Genomic DNA, 19,492 nt, shown 5'->3' with positions numbered 1-19,492 from the left:
ACTAAAATTGCCATGAACACCGTTTCCGCACCTAAAATATATGCACTTCATCTATTTTACTATAGATTTCTTTGTTCAACACCTTTTATTTTTTCAACGTTTCTAGAAATGTATCAACGGTTTTGGTTGATGCAATCAATCCCTTATTTGTCCAACTATCAGCTGCATTCAATACATACACCCGGTCATTTTTTACTGCTGGGATGCTGTTCCAAACTTTACTATTTTCCAGTACATCAAGACCTTCTTCTCCTTCAGCTGCTAGTAAGAAGACATGATCTGCATCTAGTTCCGATAATTTTTCAAGTGATAGAGGCTCCCACTGTGGTTTCGCTTCCCCTAGCTCATCTACAAGCTCAGGATAGTGAACACCCAATTCAGAGTAGAGCACTTTCGCACTGTGGCGATCTTTTTCAAATACAAAGTATTTTCCACCAATCACCCAAATGGCGGCAACTGTTTCATCACCGATAGCATCTTGCACTTCTGTTTTCGCTTCGGCTACTTTCTTTTCATAATCGTTTAAGGCTTGTTTGGCTGCATCTTCTTTCCCAAGTAATTGTCCAAATAGGTCCATCTGTTTTTGCCAATCACCTACTGTTTCCTCATCCATGACATAGGTTGGGGCAATTTTCTGATAGTCCTCATATGTCCCCTCATAACTGTCCAGCGTATTTTCTAAAATAATCAGATCAGGTTGATAACTGAGAACTTGTTCTAATGGAAGTGTCCATTCAATTTTCGGGACATTTTCGAGTTGATCCTCTAAATGATCTTGTATCGATGTGCCAATTGCCCATTTCGCTACAGGTGTTACACCAATGGACAATAAAGCATCTTCATGAAAAGGTGCCAACACTTTTTCAGCATTTAATGGGATTGTCACTTCTCCCATTTCAGAATCCAAGGTAATCTCTTTGTTATTTTCCTCCACGGGAGCCTTATCTCCCGATTTCTCTGACTCTTTTTGAGAATCAGTATTTCCACAACCGGCTATAATGAAAAATATCATGATAAACATGATAAAAAAGCTAAATTTATTTTTTAATAATATATTCATCCCTTTATCCCCTTTATGCTATAATAACATTTACTGGTAATGATAATCACTTTCAATTAGGTTGTCAATAAATATTTAACCCCCGGGAGAAAGAATGAGGAGAGTCGTATGCGTTCGTTTATTCAGCATTCAAATATTTTAAAAATAACGATTAATTTAGTAGTAGTAGGCGCAATTATTATATCCACTGCATTATCTGTCTCTTATGGTTCTACAGAAATTGAACTAAGAACAGTTTGGAACGCAATATTTCAATTTAATCCAGAACTTTCTTCCCACCAGATTATCCAAGAATTACGTTTACCGCGTGCACTGTCCGCTGCTTTAGTTGGGGCGTTTCTCGCCGTTGCTGGTGCGATTATGCAGGGAATGACACGAAATCCTTTAGCCTCTCCATCTATTATGGGGGTAACTGATGGAGCGGCTTTTGGGTTAATGATCATTATGGCATTTTTCCCCTCTACCTCAAGTCTCAGCTTAACTTTAAGTTCTTTTATTGGTGCGGCGCTTGCGGTGAGTCTTATATTTATGATTGGATCGTCTTCAGCAAATGGATTGACTCCTGTGAAGTTAGCCTTAGCCGGAGTAGCGATCGGAACGATGCTTCGTTCGATTACCTCCATTCTTTCCTTACATTTTCAGCTAGAAAAAGAAATGGGGTTTTGGTTAGCTGGAGGGCTGGATAAGACAAACTGGTCATCGGTTCAAATGCTGGCCATTTTCGGTGTGATTGGTTTACTGTTTGCTTTTTCCATCTCAAAGTCAATGACCGTCCTTAGCTTAGGTGAAGATGTATCCGTTGGATTGGGGCAAAACAATGCGCTGATTAAGATTTTAGGCATAGTGGCTGTGTTTATGCTCACAGGTGTTTCTGTCTCTGTCGCCGGTGCCATCGGTTTTGTTGGACTGATTGTCCCTCATATCACACGTTTTTTAATGGGAGCTGATTATCGCTGGATTATTCCTTCTTCAGCTCTATTTGGCGGGCTTTTAGTCATATTATCTGATTTAGTATCGAGAATGATTAATGCACCTTTTGAAACACCCGTCGGGGCCATTACTTCGCTAATAGGGGTTCCGTTCTTCCTTTATTTAGCAAGAAGCAAGGGGGAGAAAAAATGAATGTAACTCAATCAAAAAAACAACGTACTTTCTGGCTAATGATCAGCCTTCTAATCCTGCTTATTTTCATAATGATTTTTGTCAGCTTAAGTATTGGTGTGATTAAGATTAACCCTAACGAAGTGATACAAACTATTTTTAACCAGGGAACAGATCAGCAAAAGCTCGTTCTGTTTGACTTTCGGTTACCAGGAATAGTCTTATGCTTACTTATTGGGGCCGGCTTGGCCGTGTCAGGAACGATACTACAAGGAATTACGCAAAATGAATTGGCTGACCCAGGAATCATCGGGATTAATACAGGGGCAGGCCTTACTGTCGTACTATTTATCTATTTTTTCCGCAACCTTCTTCCAGCATCTGATCCATTATCCATCTTTATTATGCCATTTGCCGCCTTAATTGGTGCGATTGTGGCAGCGGTCTTGATTTATCTCCTTGCTTGGAAAAAAGGAGTAAGTCCTACTCGGCTGGTCTTGGTTGGAATTGGTGTGAATGCTGGATTCGGTGCCCTGCTTACAATCTTACAATTACGGATGGATCCACAAGATTATAGGCAGGTAACGGTATGGCTCTCAGGAGACATTTGGAATGCTAACTGGGCATTTGTTCTTGCTTTATTCCCTTGGATATTGCTCTTAATTCCGCTAGCCTGGCAAAAAGCAAAAACTTTAAATGTCTTTACATTAGGGGATGATGTAGCCGCTGGTTTGGGATCTCATGTTGAAAAAGATAGACGATTTTTACTACTTATTGCCGTTGCACTCGCAGGGGCGTCCGTCGCGGCTGGTGGAGCGATTGCATTTATAGGCTTAGTGGTTCCCCATATCGCTAGGAAAATAATCGGGCCTTTGCATCAATATATTATCCCGATTTCTACATTAGTGGGAGCCTTATTATTAATGGGTGCGGATCTGATTGGGAAAAATCTTTTAACCCCAACAATGATTCCGGCCGGGATCGTTGTCTCGATTTTAAGTGCCCCTTATTTTATCTATTTATTAATCAAAGTGAAATAATCTTGGAGGTTTTTTTATGACTCAGCAAAATAATATTTATGATGTAACCATTATTGGTGGTGGACCCGTTGGGTTATTTACTGCTTTTTATAGTGGCATGCGCGAATTAAAAACGAAGATTATTGAATATTTACCTTATCTAGGTGGGAAGGTTTCTTATTTTTACCCACAAAAAATTATTCGTGATATTGGGGGATTGCCCCATCTATCAGGTGATGAATTGACTGCTAACTTGATCGAACAGGCAAAAACATTTGATCCAACGATTGTCTTCGAAGAACAGGTATTGGATTGGCAGAAACATGAGGATGGTTATTTCATCTTAACAAGCAACAATGGGAAAAAACATTATACAAAAACAGTGATTTTGGCAACAGGATTCGGTTCCTTAAAGCCAGTTGAGTTAGAGCTTGCCCACGCTAAAGAGTTTGCAGAAGAAAGTCTGCATTATTCGATCCATGATATTGATCGCTTTAAAGGGAAGCGTGTTTTGATTACTGGTGGTGGGAATTCTGCGGTCGATTGGGCCAATGAATTAGAACCGATTGCTGAAAAGGTTACATTAATCTATCGTAAATCTTCTTTTAAAGGGATTGAAAGCAATGTAACAAAAATGAAAAATTCCAGTGTACAGGTTTTGACTCCTTATGAGCTAACAGACTTAAAAGGGAAGGATGGCCGTCTAACCAGTGTGATCATACAAAATACTGAACAGAGCACTTTTGAAGAGGTGAAAGTAGACGAGCTCCTCGTCAACCATGGGTTTCATATCGATCTTGGCCCTATCGCTGAGTGGGGAATGGACATAACGGATGCAGGGATTGTAGTGAATTCCTCCATGTCGACCTCCATTCCAGGCGTTTTTGCAGTAGGAGATATCGCCCAATACGAAAATAAATTACCACTGATTGCAGGGGGTTTTAATGAAGGACCAATTGCCGTTAATAGTGCCAAGCTTTACATACATCCTAAAGATCCTTTAACCCATCTATACTCTACTCATTATGAACCTTTGATCAAGACGGATTAGAAGTAAGGGGCTGCCAATAAGTCTTCAACACCGAGAAATCTCCTTCTTTTATATGAGTAAATGTTAAGAAAATCGCCAAAAACAGTGACACACCTGTGGAAATAGCATCAGTTGAAGGACTCATAGCAAGGAAGCCTTTTTGGCGATTTTCAACTTTTGGGACATGCCCTTAAACTTGAAAGTTTTTGGAATCTTTCATACAAATGAAGAGAAATAAAATAGAAAGGTTGTGGAAGATGATTATTAAACCCTATCAAGAATCCTCGCTACTGAAATTGCTTCACTGCTTAAACGAGCGCCTCAAACTTTCCTCTGAATGGAAGCAACAATACCTCCATCTGAAAAAAGGCCATGAAGGTGAGCAGAAACTGGCTAACCTTCTCAAAGATCTTCGCACCGACTGCTTGATTTTGCATAATCTACTCTTGGAATATCACAATACCCTTTTTGAGATTGATGTTCTCCTTATTTTTGAAAATACGATTTATCTGATAGAAGTAAAGTATTATGAAGGTGATTATTATATCGATTCTGATATTTGGTATACCTTGACTAAAAAAGAAATTCATCATCCCATTCTGCAATTAAACCGCTGTGTCTCCTTATTCCGGCGCCTTCTCCAACAATCTGGCGTTCACCTTCCTGTAAAAGAATACGTCCTGTTTAATCATCCCGAATTTACGTTATACCAGGCGGATCCCGAACTGCCCATTATCCTTCCAACCCAAATCAATCGTTTTAAGAAGCATCTGGATAAAATTGATTCGAAAACGAATGAAAAACATCTACTGTTAGCGAAAAAGTTCCTAAAAGATCATATAGAGAAATCTCCGTATCAACGTTTACCAAACTATTCCTTTGAACAAATAAGAAAAGGTATTATGTGCACAGGCTGTCATTCACTTACGGCCACCTCGTTGATAGGCAGGAATATCGTATGTGAACATTGTGGTACGGAGGAGAAAGTTGATTTAGCGATATTAAGAAGTGTTGACGAATTCAAGCTGGTTTTTCCGGATAAAAAGATCACTACTCATATTATTTATGAGTAGTGTCAGGTAATTGCAGAAAAAAGAATTATAAGCAGGACACTCAGGAAAAACCTTGGTGTGCAAGGATATGGAAGACATGCATACTATATTGACAAAAAGGAATCCTAGATCATCGTATGAGTTTTCATGAGATGCCTCTCATTTGTATATGCATCTAACTTTAGTTACAATGAACGCATTTGCAAGATCCACTAGAGTTTGGGTATGGAATTATCTTAGGAACTCATTTTACAGTGGAGCAGGGTGCGTAGAATCTTTCTATGCACCGATTCTGGGGGATTTTCTCTGCTTTTTGGTGCATAGAACCTTCTATGAACCGATTTCGGAGGGTTTTCTTCACTTTTTGGTGCATAGAACCCCCTATGAACCGATTCCGGAGGATCTTCTTCACTTTTTGGTGCGTAGAACCTCCTACGAACCGATTCTAGTGGATTTTCTCTGCTTTTTGGTGCGTAGCCCCTTCTATGAACCACTTTTTTTGATTATTTGCTTTTGGTGCGTAGAATCTCTCTTTGCAACTCGGTTTATAAGTTTCATTGGGCGGTGTCGGACTTTGCATTAATGTTCGTGGTATGCATTTTATCAAGCACATGAAGAATTCTGGTTTCTCACTTGTGACATTTTTACGATACTACCATTTCGCACAGGAGGCTTCCTTTATGAAATCAATCATCATCTATGTTACTCTTAAACTACAAATAGACAGGAGTGTGTTGATATGAGTCAATTTATTCCAGAGGTCACGCTTCATGATGGTATTACACTGCCAGTTATTGGATTCGGGACGTATAACTTGAAAGGCGCGGAAGGGGTTCGTGCAATCCAAAGTGCGATCAAGTGTGGCTATCGCCTGATTGACAGCGCGTACAATTATGAGAATGAGGGTACCGTAGGGGAAGCTGTTCGCCGTAGTGATATTTCGAGAGAAGAATTGCGCATTACCTCCAAACTGCCTGGCCGTTATCATACATATGATACTGCTGTGAAGGCAATCCAAGAATCTCTATATCGTGCCCAACTCGATTATTATGATTTGTATTTGATTCACTGGCCTAATCCACAACAGAATCAGTATGTAGAAGCGTGGCAGGCCTTGATTGATGCGCAAAAATGGGGGCTTATTCGTTCTATCGGAGTCTCAAATTTCTTACCTGATCATATCGAGCGATTAGAACAAGAAACAGGTGTGAAGCCTTCTCTTAACCAAATTGAACTACATCCCTTTTTCAATCAAGAGAAACAACGGGCTTGGCACCAAGAACAAACGATTCAAACAGAATCATGGAGCCCTTTAGCGCGTGTAATAGATATCATGGACAATCATATCTTACAAAAAATCGCTGGCCAGCATGACAAAACGGTGTCACAGGTGATTTTACGCTGGCATTACCAGCTTGGGACGATTCCAATTCCAAAATCCGCTTCTCCAAGCAGACAATTGGAAAATATCTCGATTTTTGATTTTGCTTTAGATGAAGAAGAAATGAGACTGATTGCTTCATTAACTCAAGAGGATGGAAGGTTAAATGGGCAAGATCCCGTCGTATATGAAGAAAAATAACGTATAAATTAGGCGATTTGTCACCGCAAATCGCCTTTTTTACTATTCTACTTGAATGCTCTTCCCTCGTTGACTCCATTTTACATCCAAATCAACAGGCAAGCTGCATTTTTCATAACATTCTATTAATATATCTGCTAACCCTTCAACTGATATAAGCTTCTCGCTTTCGCTATATTGCACTATGGCTGGAGGAAATTCGGGAATGTCCGGAACGGATTTATGCATCGCTTGAATCGCTTCTGCATGTGGGGTGGCAGCCTCAATTCCGCATAATATGTTATGATCTCCCTTCAAGATTGCTTGTACGCATACCTTTAGTTTCGCTAGTGTATGAGAGGGATCCTCATAAGATATTTTTCTCCCATCATTCCATTGCACAACAATGTCGCTTGTTTCTCCTCCCTGATCAAAACTAATGGTAGCCCTTTCAAATTCTAATACATATTTTGGCCCTTTCGCCTCCTTCACTGCATGAGAAGCATAGTAAAATATATCGATATCATCCTTCGTCTTCATTTTTACAGCACATGTATCAAATGTTTCAATCTCATTCGCCCTATAAAGCTCAGCCGTTAATTCAGTTATATCAGCACTCTGATCTATTGAATTCCCAGCTAAATATAGCATATGATGCAAATGATGCGCAGTGGCATTACTGGCAATACTATCTAAAATGATTTTGCCTTTAGGACTACATTTTTTCCCCGCCCAAGCTGAACGATTATAATAGTCTTGATTCCGCGGCCATAAAGTAAGGCTTTTAAACCTTTTCGCTCCTCCAAATTCCCCGTCCAAGATCTGCTTTTTTAATTGTTGTACAACATCCGTAAACGACCAATTAAAGCCTACGGCTAAAAAACGCTCGGTTTTTTCCGAGGTTTCCTTCATTTTTTGAATATCGGCAAGACTAGTCGAAATCGGTTTCTCACATAAGACATCGCTTCCATTCTCCATCGCCAAACAAGATTGCTCTTTATGTAAATGAATCGGTGTAGAAATGATCGCCAAATCTGCTTTATTGTCTTCATAAAATTCTTCTAAAGACGTATAGATTGGTATCCTCATTTCCTGTATTTCTTGATAGTAATTTGATCTTTCGGGAGAGATGTCAACCACCCCTGCTAGAAACATCTGCTTATTTTCCTTTTGCAAAAGCTCCCGCAAATACGTATGACCATACCCACTTACTCCAACTAGCACAATCGAAACCTTTCGATTCACAAAAATCAACCTCCTTTCTATACATTCTACTATAGATCAGTCATTATTTTACCGATTATTTCATTTTTTAAATAAATTCTCAACATTTCATACAATACAAAGGCAACTGCCGAGCTAGGAAAATGCTCAGGACGACCGCTCCTCCCTGTTTTGTCTTGACTGTAAATCATTTAAAAGCTTGTCCAGCATTTGCGAGATCATTAAAATTTCTGGGTCATTTGGATCCTGCTCATATTTTTGATACATCTTTCTCCTTAATAATTCTATTTCTTCATATAACTGATTAATAAAAAACCCCCCCACTCTTTTAAAAAGACTTTATCCTGAATGAACTGGTAATAAGATCTCCACTTCAAAATTCGAGGAAACAAGAATAATAATAGTGACGATCTCAAATGTAGCCAAATCTCAGATTCGTTCAGGCACGTAGGACGTAGGTTACAAAGACAAAAAAGCTCAAGCAAAAGGTTTCTAGTCTGTAAACTTCGTTCAATGAGGATGAGAAAAAACTCCACTGAATGAAGTTTTTCTTTATCAAAATGGAAATTCATTTATAGATGAATACTTCTCCATAATTCTATTTTACTGAGACTAGACCTATTAAGCCAATATTTTTCGTACTCATACATTTATGAATAAAGCTCTTTAGTTGAACGATTGCTCTCGATCATAGAGATTTGCTGATAATGACCAGAATATCATAAAATCGTTTTTATTTTCTCCCCCTGGAAAGAGAGCTATTTAATCTTTAAAAAGCTCTCTCATAACTATTCTTCTGGCAAGTCCAGTTCTACATCAAACTAACTATTCGGATCCATCAATACCTCTTCATACGGTTGGACAACGACAAATCCTTCTCCTTCGAACTTCATTTGGATTGATTCACCGCTTCCTCTTCCGAAAAAAGTTTTGAAGTTAATATCTGTTTGAATGGTTGGTTGCAAATTTCCTGACCAAGCAACAGTCGCGTTGGGATCTGTAATTACAGGCTTTCCAGGTGTAACTCTTAATGTCAATGGCTCATAATGAGTTGTAATAGCAATCATCCCAGTCCCTTCACACCGAACATTGAATAATCCCCCAGCCATCATGCCTGCTATCCGCTTCATCAATTTGATATCCCATTTTACACTTGGTTCAAAGGCTAATAAATCATTCCCATTAACGAAAATGATATCATTTTGCAGATGTAAAATAATCACTTTTTTACCCCGATCTGCTAGATATAATTTTCCCTGTCCAGTTGCTTTCATTAAGGAAGCTCCCTCACCCGTTAACGCCTTTTTGAACGTTTTTCCAAGCCCATGTTCTAGTATACCTTCACGGACAAACTTTATTTTCCCTTCATAGGCGACCATAGAGCCAGTTTTTGCCCACACTTGCTTTTCTAAATTTACCTCCAACAACCGAGGGGTTTCTAATTCGAATAGCCCTTCTCCCTTGTCTTCCTGTTCTGTTTGTTTCAAAAATTCCTCGATAGAATATTTTGTCATTATGTTCACAGCCTTCCTTTATTTTGTATATACGAAGCAACAACTTATTTTGTTTCAATCAAGTTTGTTTTCGATACAGACACGTTCAAATGCCATCCGTTAGAATCCATTTTGGAAAATACGGTCGTCTTTCCCCTTTCAGCCGCTTTCTTCATCAAAAACTCTTGCTATTCTTAAGAAGAGATGGTACGATAACTCTACTATTTTGTACGGAGGCGTTTTTCAAATGACAATCTTATCATTCCGATTTTTCTTAACCTAATTGAATAGAAAAGAACTCTACTTGTGGGTAGAGGATTCGGAAAGAGTTTGTCTACTTTAAAAGTGAATAAAGAGAACTTTTCATTCGACTCTGATCAAATATTGGTGAAAAGTCCATTTCTATACACTCCTTCCGTCTGCTTCTGAACATAAGCAGTTGTTCGTAAAAATTAGAACGAAGGAGTTTTTTGATGGAAAAAAATAATCATTTAAATAAATATGAATACTTAGCAGATGATCCTAATGTGAAAACACTGCCTATTATGGTTTCACTGATCATTGGGGCGTTTTTTGCAATTTTAAATGAAACATTATTAAATATTGCTTTAACGACCTTGATGAAAGAATTTAGCATCACATTACCAACTGTCCAATGGATGGCAACAGGGTTTATGCTTGTGATGGGAGTTGTAATTCCTGTCTCTGCTATCTTGTTACAATGGTTTACTACAAGACAATTGTTTTTAGGGACAATGATCGTTTTCACGATTGGTACAGCAATCAGTGCTGTCGCTCCAAACTTCTCCATTTTACTAGTTGGACGATTAATACAAGCGGTTGGTACTGGCTTATTAATGCCGATTATCTTTAATGTGTTTTTACTCATTTATCCACCACATAAGCGTGGGAAAATCATGGGGATGGTCGGCTTAGTGATGATGTTTGCTCCTGCAATCGGTCCAACGTTATCCGGTGTGATTGTTGAATATTTAGGTTGGCGTTTTTTATTTATCACTGTTATTCCTTTTGCACTTTTTTCAATTGCCTTTGCTTATAAATTCTTGATTAATGTGTCCGAAGTAACCAAGCCTAAAATTGATATTCTCTCCATTGTTTTCTCAACCATTGGCTTTGGGGCTGTCATTTATGGTTTCAGTGCAGCAGGAGAAAGTGAAGCAGGATTTTTCACCCCTATTGTCTATACGTTCATTATTGTGGGAATCGTGGGGATCGTCCTTTTTTCATGGCGACAATTAAAATTAGCAGAACCGGTTATGGATTTACGAGTATTTAAATATCCTATGTACACGCATGCCGTTATTATGTTCTTAATTATTATTATGTCCATGTTTGCATCAGAGATTATTTTGCCTATCTATATGCAGGGTCCCTTGGCTTTAACGGCCGCAACAGCTGGTTTAATTTTATTACCAGGAAGTATTTTAAATGGCATCATGTCACCTTTTATGGGCGCTCTTTTTGATAAGGTTGGCCCCCGTCTCTTGATGATTCCAGCTACAATTATCTTAAGTGGTACGATGTTTATGATGAGCCGCTTATCGACAGATACCCCTTTATGGATTGTGATCGTCGGATATATTTTATTAATGTTGACAGTCTCTGCGATTATGATGCCAGCTGAAACAAACGGCTTGAATCAACTGCCTAAACGACTATACCCGCACGGAACTGCGGTTATGTCTACTTTACAGCCTGTTGGCGGTGCCATTGGCGTTTCCGTTTTTGTCAGTATTATGAATGCAAAACAGCTTCACTTTTTGCAAGATGCACCAAATCCCAATGATCCTGCAACCATTAACGAAGCGATGGTAACAGGTGTAGAGCTTGTCTATTTCATCGCGTTTGCCATGTCGATCGTCGCCGTTCTTTTAGCACTATTTGTATATCGTGCCAAACCAGAAGAAACACCGCTTGAAACACAAAAAGAAGGATAATCAAGAACGGCTCTGATCTATTTTGATCAGAGCCGTTCTTTTGAAAAGTTCGCTTCGGGACAACATACTGAGTCTACTCTTACATAGAAGGATCGCTTTTTTATCATGGGGAGTTCAATCAGACTGCCTCATTACAGTTTCTCCGCAGCCGTTTGCACTTTTCAGTGGAAGGAGTTCAAATTTCAATAGACATGAACGGAACAGATTCAACGCTTCTTTCATTCATTAACATAGTAAGATAATCTCTTAGTTTTCCCTGATACACTAGTTTAAGTGTCGGTATTTCTTGAAAGTCATTCGGTGCGATGAGTGATATAGGTTGGTCAAAATGAAGAATATCACACTCCTTCAGGACATAGGCAACAAACTGTGAACAAAAGAAAGCATTCCGCCTTTTGATTGGCATACGAAGCATAACCCCTATTAAGCCAAATAAATTATAACGGTACTCTTCCTTCCGTTCTTCAATATCTCGTATGAAGCGGTTCATTCTCATCCATTGTTCCTCAGTTACAACCATAGAATAAACGACACAATCCGCTTCCCGAAACAACCTCTCTTTTACATCTTCTTTTGCAAACCCCGCCATAAAAGGATTATTAGCTGTTTTCCTACCAAAGCTATAAACCTCAGTTAAGTTAAAATCAAAACCAATAGATGCATGATTATAAGGTTGCCTTGTATATAATTTTATTAGTCTATTAAGTATAGTCCCCGTATCTGTTAAAAGAATATAGACATTTTTGCCCCCCATAGTATCCTCCTTGACCCCTGTAAATAATAGGTATAATCATTATACGACAAAATCAGCTTAATAGTTCCATAAATAACATATTCATGCTATCAAATTTCATTTTTTTTATCTAGTTTACTGAAATATAGAGGGAGTAGATGGAGACTAAAGGGGTTTTTACGCCTATCGCATAATTGGGGGGCGCAACATCTGTACATACGCAAATGGCACCTCCCCAATTGCTTTTTCAATTAATTAGATCATCCTTTCATATCTCGCTTCTTATAACCAATCAATCCACAAAACATCAAGATCAGAGCCAGTAATGTTAACATACAGATCGGCCACCATTTCATTTCTTCAACAGGAAGCTGCGGAATATACCCATATGGAGACAATTTCCCAAGCCAGTTAGGTAAGTCGAATAAGCCACCTAGGTATAGGATTAAAAAGGAGTAAATGACATATCCCCAAATAAAGCTAGTCAGTTTAGGTAGAAAACCGATCAGCAATACGGAAAGGCCAATCATCACACACAGCGCCGGAAAGTATACAAGTGCGGCTCCGTAAATTGTTGCAAATTTAAAGCCTTCTTCCATGACTGCATTCCCAGCAGCCCAAAGACCAATAGCCGTAAGCGAAAGCATTATAAAACCATTCACCAAAGCAATGATCAGATAGCTTGCCATCACGTTAGTCCGTGAAACAGCTCTACTAAGTAAATGTTCCAAGCGATTCTTTTTCTCTTCCCGATTGAGTTTCAGCATTGCCATAAGTGGGGGGACAGTTGAAAGTAAGCTCATCACGATCATAAGCATCGGGATAAACTGTTCTGTCAGCGTATATCCCTCTTTCTCAGCAAGTAATTGCTCAAAAACTTCATTTCCTTCAAAAAAAGATTCTAAATCACCAAAAACAGATCCATAAGACACACCCATTACAAGCATTCCAACAGCCCAAGCAATGGTACCTGTGCGCTGCAATCTTAACGCTAAACCAGCAGGACTTTGTAAAAAAATCGATGCATGCTTCCTACCTGGTTTTGCTGGAAAGAATCCAGCTTCTACATCTCGAATTGCATGCAAATAATGAGCCAAGATAAAGAGTATAATCGATAACCCAAGCATGAACAACACAGGCCACCAAAGATTCGACGTAAACGCCTCTGTTCGTGTAGCCCAGCCTAATGGGGAAAACAATGATAATGTTTCATTGCTCACATCCCCCATTGCTCGAATAAGATAGGCGAACAAGAGCAAAGCAATCGAATAACCCGTTGCCCCTCGTGAACTTTCACAAAGTTGTGCAAAGACAGCTGCAACTCCAGCAAATACAAGCCCTATTCCCCCCAAAGCCGCTCCATATAGCAACGACCCTTGCAACCCCATGCTATCAATCTGTAAGGCATATAAACCAAAGCTAGAAAGAAGCATCAAAAACACATTGGTTACAATTAAGATGATCATTACAGCAGTAACGTTTGCTAGCCGTCCAACAGGTAAGGAACGAATCAGCTCGATCCTTCCATCTTCTTCATCAGCCCTTGTGTGACGAATCACAATCAAAATATTCATCAATCCGACCACGACCGCTGTTAATAGGAGCATTTGATGTGTCGTCATAGCTCCTGTTGTATACTGATCTAAATTACCAGGCCCTACCATGGCTGTCATTGCAGGGTTTCGCATCGTTTCTGCCATAACATCTCTTTCTTGTTGTGTTGCATACATATCATCAAAGGCTAGAGGAACAATCCAAGTAAAAATGGCGATCATTAATAGCCACATAGGAAGTCGCAGTCGGTCCAAGCTTATCATTAGCCTAGCAAGAGAAATTGTATTTTTAAAAATGTCCTCCATTAAAATACCCCCTTTTCTCCTCTGTTCCCTTGATTTTCATAATGGCGCATAAACATTTCCTCCAAAGTAGGAGGCGCGCTTTCTAACTTGACGATCGCAAACTGACTAAGATGCTGGAGAACATCATTCAATACTTCTGCGTCTACTTGAAACGAGAGCACCTGACCTTTTTCTTCTACATCATACACACCATCGAACTGATGGATAGAAGGAACAGGCTGTTTCGTTTCAACAAGCAAATGCGTTCGCGTTAAATGTCGTAATTCTGTTAAAGAACCTGTTTCAATGATTTGCCCTTGACGAATAATCCCAATCCGATCACACAACCTCTCAACCTCCGATAAAATATGGCTGGAAAGTAAGACAGTTTTTCCAGCTTGTTTAGCCTCCAGCACACACTCTTGAAAAATCTGCTCCATTAGTGGATCTAAGCCAGAAGTGGGCTCATCTAAAATATATAAATCCGCATCTGAAGAAAACGCCGAAATCAATGCCACTTTTTGCCGATTCCCCTTTGAATACGTTCGGCACTTCTTCGTTGGATCAAGATCAAATTTTTTTACCAATTCTTCACGTTTATTCTTATGCTTTCCTCCACGTAATTGAATAAACAGATCAATCACTTCTCCGCCGGTTAAATTTGGCCATAGATTCACATCTCCAGGAACATAGGCAAGTCGTTTGTGTATTTCAACAGCATCTGACCAGACATTTTTACCAAAAATTTCCGCTTCACCTGTAGTCGCTTTTAAAATCCCCAGAAGTATCCGGATCGTTGTCGACTTACCAGCACCATTTGGTCCTATAAAACCATAAACCTCTCCTTCGTTTAATTCGATGTTAATACCATCCAGTGCTGTAAACTTTCCAAATCGCTTCTTCAAATTCATTGTCTTTAATATAGCCATATTTCATCTTCCCTTCGAATTAATTATGAAATATTTGTTGCCTTTCATTTCATAATATACAAAAACAAAACATTCATCAATAGTTTATGAACTATTTTCATTGTGATATTACAAAATTTTTATTAAACTAAGATGGAGGTGAATGAAATGAACGGATTCGAACGACGAAAACAACAAAAAAAGCGAGACATTTTAAAAGCCACTCTCGCATTATTTAAAAACTATGGGGTACAAAAAGTGTCGATAGCTAAAATCGCGAGCAAGGCAAATGTATCTCAAGTCACAATTTATAATTATTTTGGCAATAAGGACCAGCTCATCCACGAAGTGATTATTTTTTATGTCGATCAAGTTTGGGCAGAATATGAAGAATTATTTTATAGCAACGCTCCTTTCCAAGAAAAAATCACAAAAATTATTTTTGGTAAAAAAAAGGAAGCCAGCCATTTAAATGAAGATTTTTTTGAGCATTTTATGGCTGAATATACGGATGGAAGTAATTATATTGAAAAGCTGTTTACAGAAAAGGCATTGCCACGTTTTATCGGGCTATTCCGCGAAGGAAAGGAGCAAGGCTACATCGACCCAACGATCTCAAATGAGGCCATCCTGCTTTATATCCAAATGTTTACAGACTATCTACGCCGCAAAGATACAACGAAAGATATTCTACCCATGACAGAAGAACTAACAAAACTATTCTTCTATGGAATCGTAGGAAAACAAATTGAACCGGACGATGAAAATTGAAGGACGCAGTCAGTAAAATCGCTGGTGTGTCTAAACACAGAGAGAGTTCGCTGTGTTCCTGGAAAAGTTTACTCTCTGGCTTGAGAGAGAATAGCTAGCGAAAAACAACAGACAGGTGAAGAAAATGGCTCATTTTTTCACCTGTCTTATATTGAAAAGCTAATTGATCAGCCTCTCTAGAATTTATATAGTGAAACTTTAATCAGTGGGGCCTGTTAATGCGGGGTAAAAATTATAATGTTGTTGATCCACCATCGACAACGAATTCTGATCCTGTGCAATAACTTGAATCATCAGAAGCCAAGAATAAAACCATATTCGTCACTTCTTCTGGTTTAGCAATTCGTTTCAATGGAATGGTTTGGGCGAATTCTTCAACCATTTCTTTATTATCTTCTTGGACAATCATCGGTGTGGCAATGGCCCCTGGGTGAACAGAGTTAACACGGATGCCATATGGCGCAAATTCTAAAGCCGCTGATTTATTCATTCCTCGAACCGCAAACTTCGAAGCACTATAAGCAACAGCGGCAACCGATCCTTTTAGACCATTGATCGAGGAAATATTAACAATCGAGCCATTTTCTGTTTTGCGCATAGATGATAGTACTGCTTTCATTCCTAAAAAGACAGATACTTGGTTAATGTCCATCACTTTTCTATATTCCTCTTCTGTCATCTGTTCAATCAATTTATGAAAAGCAATACCAGCATTATTTACAAGAATATTGATCGGACCAAATGCCTCTTCCGTTTCAGCTACAACTTGATCCCAATCTTTTGCTTTCGTAACATCTTGTCTAATAAACTTGGCATTATCCCCTAATTCTTTCGCTAATGCCTCTCCCTCTTCTACTAAAATATCAGTAAAAACGACTTTTGCCCCTTCTTTGACAAATTGCCGAACATGCGAAGCTCCCATTCCGCGAGCTCCACCTGTAATTATAGCTACTTTTCCAACAAGCTTCCCCATTTATACCATCTCCCTCTTTGATCATATTGTGAAATATTTCACAATTGAATTTTACTATAATTCTCCAAATAAGTAAAGGGGCCTGTCCCCCGCTGCGTTAAATGATTAACGCAGCGGGGGACAGGCCCCGGACTTTTATTGCTTTACCATCATTTTTTTGATTATTCTTATTTGTCCTCTATGGTTCAATTCATCTTCGAAGACATGGAACCATTTAAAATAGTTGTTTGCTGGCTGATCAAACCAAAATGGGGTTTGTTGAAATAGCCATTCGTCTGGGAGTGTTTTAAAGGTTTCAATTGTTTGCTTTCGAGTATCCGTTAATTCCTTCATATAATAATTAATGTTGTTACCATGAATCTGTTCGCGAGCTTTTTCCCCTAATTCTAGAGCTGGATTTAAGTCAGCAATTTCTTCCTCTGTCACTTCTCGGTTATGAAATGTTTCAATCTGATACGCTTTTTCTACAGCCACCATATGTGCCAATAGCATTCCAATCGAATTGGCATCATCCATATAAAGGAAATCTAGTTCTTCTTTGGACAATTGTTTTACTTCTTCGAGTGTTGTAACTCTCGTATAATTCATCATTGAAAGTAATTTACTAAACTCTAAGCTTAAGTCATCCACTTGATCAATTAAAAATAAACTATTTAATTCTGCTGTCATGTCTTCACCAACTTTTTTGAAATATATTATTGGAAAAAAATACCACTCATTCAATTATTAAGCATTAATTAAGCTTACGCAAGCTTTATACACCCGTAAGGTAAAACACAAACTATGTACATTTAAAATTACTTCCCATTCTTCCATCTAAATGTTCTAAGCAAGCGGTATTTTAAGAGGTTGTTCCCCACTTATATTTTTACTTGAAGTGGGGATCTTCCAGGCAATCACCCTTTAACAAGCGGATAGTAAGGTTCATACTGAGGATTTGTGTAATAAGGTGGCCTTCTGGCTATCACTGACGTCGGCCAGCTATATTGGAGATACTCCATCCTTACTTTTTCATTAGATTGATTGACTAACAGCCATTTTATGACAGGATTGAACATGACACGCAATGGTGTCACCCCCTTTTTCGTATCTTACGTATCAATGGATGTATTGGAGCAAGTCTATGTGAGAAAATCTAGACACGCACTAAACGTTCGCCCAATCATACAGTACATAAGATAAAGATGAATGGGAGGTTATACAATTGCCTAACAAGCGGACGGATGGAGATAACGAAAAACATAGGATCACAGAGGAAGAATTACAAGAATTACGTGCTTATCAAAAGTGGTTTGCGGACAATCAACTAACAGACCCTTATCCCCTTTATCCAAACTATGGTAAAATAACAAAATATGAAGAGGTCCCGTTAAGTCATCCCGAACAACGACAACTTAGACAACCTGGACATGAGGATTTAATGGTCCCCAAACCAATTATCGAAAACCCACATTATAAAGGAAGCGGAAAGTTAAAGCACAAGGTTGCTTTAATAACGGGGGGAGATAGTGGGATGGGCGCTGAGCCGCTATCGCCTTTGCGAAAGAAGGGGCAGATGTGTCCATTGCCTATCTCGATGAACATGACGATGCCAATCGAACAAAAGCACGGATAGAGAAGCTTGGTCAACGCTGTCTGTTACTGCCTGGAGATTTAAAGGAAAAGCAACATTGTAAGGCTGTCGTAACAGAAACGATTCGTACATTCGGCAAATTAGATATACTCTGTAATCATGTAGGCGTCCAATTTCAACAAAATAGTTTACTTGATATTACAGATGAGCAATTCGATGAAACGTTTAAAGTAAATATTTACTCTCATTTTTATATGACCAAGGCGGCTTTGCCTTATTTAAAACCAGGAAGCTCTATTATCGGCACAACTTCCGTCGTCACATATGCAGGGGAACCGTTATTAATTGATTATTCGGCAACCAAAGGAGCGATCGTGGGCTGGACACGTTCACTAGCCAAAAGCCTTGCCAATCAAAATATTCGTGTAAATGCGATCGCGCCAGGGAGAATATGGACACCGCTTATTCCCGCAAGCTTTTCTTCTGATATTAACTCCTTACATGGACCTAATCTATTTAATCGGATCGGCCAACCATTCGAATTAGCACCGACATTTGTCTATCTAGCTTCAGACGATTCTCAATTAGTAACGGGTCAAGTATTACATGTAGATGGCGGGGAATCTACTAATTCCTAAGCAGCTGGGAAGAGGGCTAAAGAAGCTTAAATAATCGCCATGCCGATCTCCCCTAGCATACTGTGCTAGACCAAACTAGCATACTTTCTTTGACAAAGGAGACTAATTATGGAAGGTAATCCCGACGATATTCAACTTATTAACCAGCTAGATAGAACCCAAACTGATGCCTGGGAGCAGCTGCGTTCTGTTATAGAAGAGATGGAAGCTGAGGATCATGATGTAAAATGGATTAGTGCGAAGTCTCTCTCTGAACAAACATATTCATTAAGCTATCCGGCTTATAGTGAGCGAGTGGAGAAAGCAATTAGTCTATTATCTACTATTGGCGCTGTGACCCCTTTGTACTTTTGGATGGAACATGGGCTTCCAAGCTATTCGCCAAATAACAAGCTGAGCACCGCAGATGCGATCCGAGCAGCTACATTTGTCGTGCGCAGCGAGCGATTTAGCGATGGAACTATTGCAAAGGCGTACGAGAATGGTTTGCTAGAAGCGATTTTAAATGCATTGGTCATATGGTATGACGACAAGCAAATATTCTAAGCCAATAAAAGTCC

At 39.1% G+C, this 19,492-nt stretch carries 17 protein-coding genes and 1 pseudogene; 9 read left to right on the top strand and 9 right to left on the bottom strand.

Translation table 11 applies throughout. From position 1 onward, the window contains the following. Positions 1 to 85: 85 nt before the first annotated feature. Complete coding sequence (locus IPU53_RS07455; protein ID WP_207449439.1) at positions 86 to 1,060, bottom strand: iron-hydroxamate ABC transporter substrate-binding protein; 975 nt, start codon at positions 1,058 to 1,060, stop codon at positions 86 to 88. A gap of 108 nt (positions 1,061 to 1,168) precedes the next feature. Between IPU53_RS07455 and IPU53_RS07450 the strand changes: the two genes are divergently transcribed. From IPU53_RS07450 to IPU53_RS07430, 5 genes are all read left to right on the top strand, one after another. Then, positions 1,169 to 2,182 carry a FecCD family ABC transporter permease gene (locus tag IPU53_RS07450; protein ID WP_207449437.1) on the top strand — a complete coding sequence of 338 codons (1,014 nt, stop codon included), beginning with the start codon at positions 1,169 to 1,171 and terminating at the stop codon, positions 2,180 to 2,182. Beyond that, the gene (locus IPU53_RS07445) at positions 2,179 to 3,201 is read left to right on the top strand and encodes a FecCD family ABC transporter permease (protein ID WP_207449435.1); all 1,023 of its coding nucleotides are present in this window, start codon (positions 2,179 to 2,181) and stop codon (positions 3,199 to 3,201) included. The genes IPU53_RS07450 and IPU53_RS07445 overlap by 4 nt, the downstream gene beginning before the upstream one ends. A gap of 16 nt (positions 3,202 to 3,217) precedes the next feature. Next, positions 3,218 to 4,231, top strand: a complete 1,014-nt coding sequence (locus IPU53_RS07440; protein ID WP_207449433.1) for an NAD(P)/FAD-dependent oxidoreductase — start codon at positions 3,218 to 3,220, stop codon at positions 4,229 to 4,231. Between the two features lie 236 nt (positions 4,232 to 4,467). Then, positions 4,468 to 5,283: a nuclease-related domain-containing protein gene (locus tag IPU53_RS07435; protein ID WP_207449431.1), complete on the top strand. Its 816-nt coding sequence runs from the start codon at positions 4,468 to 4,470 to the stop codon at positions 5,281 to 5,283. 718 nt (positions 5,284 to 6,001) lie between these two features. Then, positions 6,002 to 6,844 (top strand): aldo/keto reductase, encoded by an 843-nt coding sequence (locus IPU53_RS07430; protein WP_207449429.1) that lies wholly within the window; start codon positions 6,002 to 6,004, stop codon positions 6,842 to 6,844. Positions 6,845 to 6,886: 42 nt separating this feature from the next. Here the strand turns inward: IPU53_RS07430 and IPU53_RS07425 are convergent, their stop codons facing one another. The 3 genes from IPU53_RS07425 to IPU53_RS07415 all read right to left on the bottom strand — a co-directional run bounded on the left by IPU53_RS07425 (position 6,887) and on the right by IPU53_RS07415 (position 9,561). After that, entirely contained in the window at positions 6,887 to 8,068 is a 1,182-nt protein-coding gene (locus tag IPU53_RS07425; RefSeq protein WP_207449426.1) for a Gfo/Idh/MocA family protein, read from the bottom strand. A gap of 126 nt (positions 8,069 to 8,194) precedes the next feature. Next, on the bottom strand, positions 8,195 to 8,371 hold the full coding sequence (locus IPU53_RS07420; protein ID WP_313886455.1) for an aspartyl-phosphate phosphatase Spo0E family protein: 177 nt from the start codon (positions 8,369 to 8,371) through the stop codon (positions 8,195 to 8,197). 497 nt (positions 8,372 to 8,868) lie between these two features. Beyond that, on the bottom strand, positions 8,869 to 9,561 hold the full coding sequence (locus IPU53_RS07415; protein ID WP_207449424.1) for an AIM24 family protein: 693 nt from the start codon (positions 9,559 to 9,561) through the stop codon (positions 8,869 to 8,871). Between the two features lie 452 nt (positions 9,562 to 10,013). Here IPU53_RS07415 and IPU53_RS07410 point away from each other — a divergent pair, with 452 nt between their 5' ends. Then, on the top strand, positions 10,014 to 11,498 hold the full coding sequence (locus IPU53_RS07410) for an MDR family MFS transporter (RefSeq protein WP_207449422.1): 1,485 nt from the start codon (positions 10,014 to 10,016) through the stop codon (positions 11,496 to 11,498). Positions 11,499 to 11,673: 175 nt separating this feature from the next. On the opposite strand, the gene IPU53_RS07405 is transcribed toward IPU53_RS07410, so the two are convergent. From IPU53_RS07405 to IPU53_RS07395, 3 genes are all read right to left on the bottom strand, one after another. Next, complete coding sequence (locus tag IPU53_RS07405) at positions 11,674 to 12,252, bottom strand: hypothetical protein (protein WP_207449420.1); 579 nt, start codon at positions 12,250 to 12,252, stop codon at positions 11,674 to 11,676. Between the two features lie 239 nt (positions 12,253 to 12,491). Then, positions 12,492 to 14,090, bottom strand: coding sequence for an ABC transporter permease (locus tag IPU53_RS07400; RefSeq protein ID WP_207449418.1), 1,599 nt, complete (start codon positions 14,088 to 14,090; stop codon positions 12,492 to 12,494). Next, positions 14,090 to 14,998 carry an ABC transporter ATP-binding protein gene (locus IPU53_RS07395; protein WP_207449416.1) on the bottom strand — a complete coding sequence of 303 codons (909 nt, stop codon included), beginning with the start codon at positions 14,996 to 14,998 and terminating at the stop codon, positions 14,090 to 14,092. The genes IPU53_RS07400 and IPU53_RS07395 overlap by 1 nt, the downstream gene beginning before the upstream one ends. A 147-nt stretch (positions 14,999 to 15,145) precedes the next feature. Here IPU53_RS07395 and IPU53_RS07390 point away from each other — a divergent pair, with 147 nt between their 5' ends. After that, on the top strand, positions 15,146 to 15,748 hold the full coding sequence (locus IPU53_RS07390) for a TetR/AcrR family transcriptional regulator (protein WP_207449414.1): 603 nt from the start codon (positions 15,146 to 15,148) through the stop codon (positions 15,746 to 15,748). A gap of 232 nt (positions 15,749 to 15,980) precedes the next feature. Here the strand turns inward: IPU53_RS07390 and IPU53_RS07385 are convergent, their stop codons facing one another. Both IPU53_RS07385 and IPU53_RS07380 read right to left on the bottom strand, forming a co-directional pair. After that, on the bottom strand, positions 15,981 to 16,721 hold the full coding sequence (locus IPU53_RS07385) for an SDR family NAD(P)-dependent oxidoreductase (protein ID WP_207449412.1): 741 nt from the start codon (positions 16,719 to 16,721) through the stop codon (positions 15,981 to 15,983). A gap of 135 nt (positions 16,722 to 16,856) precedes the next feature. After that, positions 16,857 to 17,390 (bottom strand): DinB family protein, encoded by a 534-nt coding sequence (locus IPU53_RS07380; RefSeq protein WP_207449410.1) that lies wholly within the window; start codon positions 17,388 to 17,390, stop codon positions 16,857 to 16,859. 676 nt (positions 17,391 to 18,066) lie between these two features. Here IPU53_RS07380 and IPU53_RS07375 point away from each other — a divergent pair. Together IPU53_RS07375 and IPU53_RS07370 are read left to right on the top strand one after the other, a co-directional pair. Continuing rightward, positions 18,067 to 18,932 (top strand): annotated as a pseudogene (locus tag IPU53_RS07375) (SDR family oxidoreductase). A gap of 108 nt (positions 18,933 to 19,040) precedes the next feature. Beyond that, a complete protein-coding gene (locus tag IPU53_RS07370; protein ID WP_207449408.1) occupies positions 19,041 to 19,478 on the top strand; it encodes a DUF6508 domain-containing protein in 438 nt (145 codons plus the stop codon). Positions 19,479 to 19,492: the final 14 nt, after the last annotated feature.

The sequence above is a fragment of the Bacillus sp. SD088 genome, assembly GCF_017355205.1.
Lineage (GTDB): Bacteria > Bacillota > Bacilli > Bacillales > Bacillaceae_C > Lederbergia.
The sequence above is the reverse complement of the archived record's forward strand: the minus strand, read 5'-3'. Positions and strand labels throughout refer to the sequence as shown.

What these genes read in the sequence shown, in the direction of transcription:
- IPU53_RS07455 (WP_207449439.1), bottom strand. Translation starts at nt 1,060, where the DNA reads ATGAATATATTATTAAAAAATAAATTTAGCTTTTTTATCATGTTTATC.
- IPU53_RS07450 (WP_207449437.1), top strand. Translation starts at nt 1,169, where the DNA reads ATGCGTTCGTTTATTCAGCATTCAAATATTTTAAAAATAACGATTAAT.
- IPU53_RS07445 (WP_207449435.1), top strand. Translation starts at nt 2,179, where the DNA reads ATGAATGTAACTCAATCAAAAAAACAACGTACTTTCTGGCTAATGATC.
- IPU53_RS07440 (WP_207449433.1), top strand. Translation starts at nt 3,218, where the DNA reads ATGACTCAGCAAAATAATATTTATGATGTAACCATTATTGGTGGTGGA.
- IPU53_RS07435 (WP_207449431.1), top strand. Translation starts at nt 4,468, where the DNA reads ATGATTATTAAACCCTATCAAGAATCCTCGCTACTGAAATTGCTTCAC.
- IPU53_RS07430 (WP_207449429.1), top strand. Translation starts at nt 6,002, where the DNA reads ATGAGTCAATTTATTCCAGAGGTCACGCTTCATGATGGTATTACACTG.
- IPU53_RS07415 (WP_207449424.1), bottom strand. Translation starts at nt 9,561, where the DNA reads ATGACAAAATATTCTATCGAGGAATTTTTGAAACAAACAGAACAGGAA.
- IPU53_RS07410 (WP_207449422.1), top strand. Translation starts at nt 10,014, where the DNA reads ATGGAAAAAAATAATCATTTAAATAAATATGAATACTTAGCAGATGAT.
- IPU53_RS07405 (WP_207449420.1), bottom strand. Translation starts at nt 12,252, where the DNA reads ATGGGGGGCAAAAATGTCTATATTCTTTTAACAGATACGGGGACTATA.
- IPU53_RS07400 (WP_207449418.1), bottom strand. Translation starts at nt 14,090, where the DNA reads ATGGAGGACATTTTTAAAAATACAATTTCTCTTGCTAGGCTAATGATA.
- IPU53_RS07395 (WP_207449416.1), bottom strand. Translation starts at nt 14,998, where the DNA reads ATGGCTATATTAAAGACAATGAATTTGAAGAAGCGATTTGGAAAGTTT.
- IPU53_RS07390 (WP_207449414.1), top strand. Translation starts at nt 15,146, where the DNA reads ATGAACGGATTCGAACGACGAAAACAACAAAAAAAGCGAGACATTTTA.
- IPU53_RS07385 (WP_207449412.1), bottom strand. Translation starts at nt 16,721, where the DNA reads ATGGGGAAGCTTGTTGGAAAAGTAGCTATAATTACAGGTGGAGCTCGC.
- IPU53_RS07380 (WP_207449410.1), bottom strand. Translation starts at nt 17,390, where the DNA reads ATGACAGCAGAATTAAATAGTTTATTTTTAATTGATCAAGTGGATGAC.
- IPU53_RS07370 (WP_207449408.1), top strand. Translation starts at nt 19,041, where the DNA reads ATGGAAGGTAATCCCGACGATATTCAACTTATTAACCAGCTAGATAGA.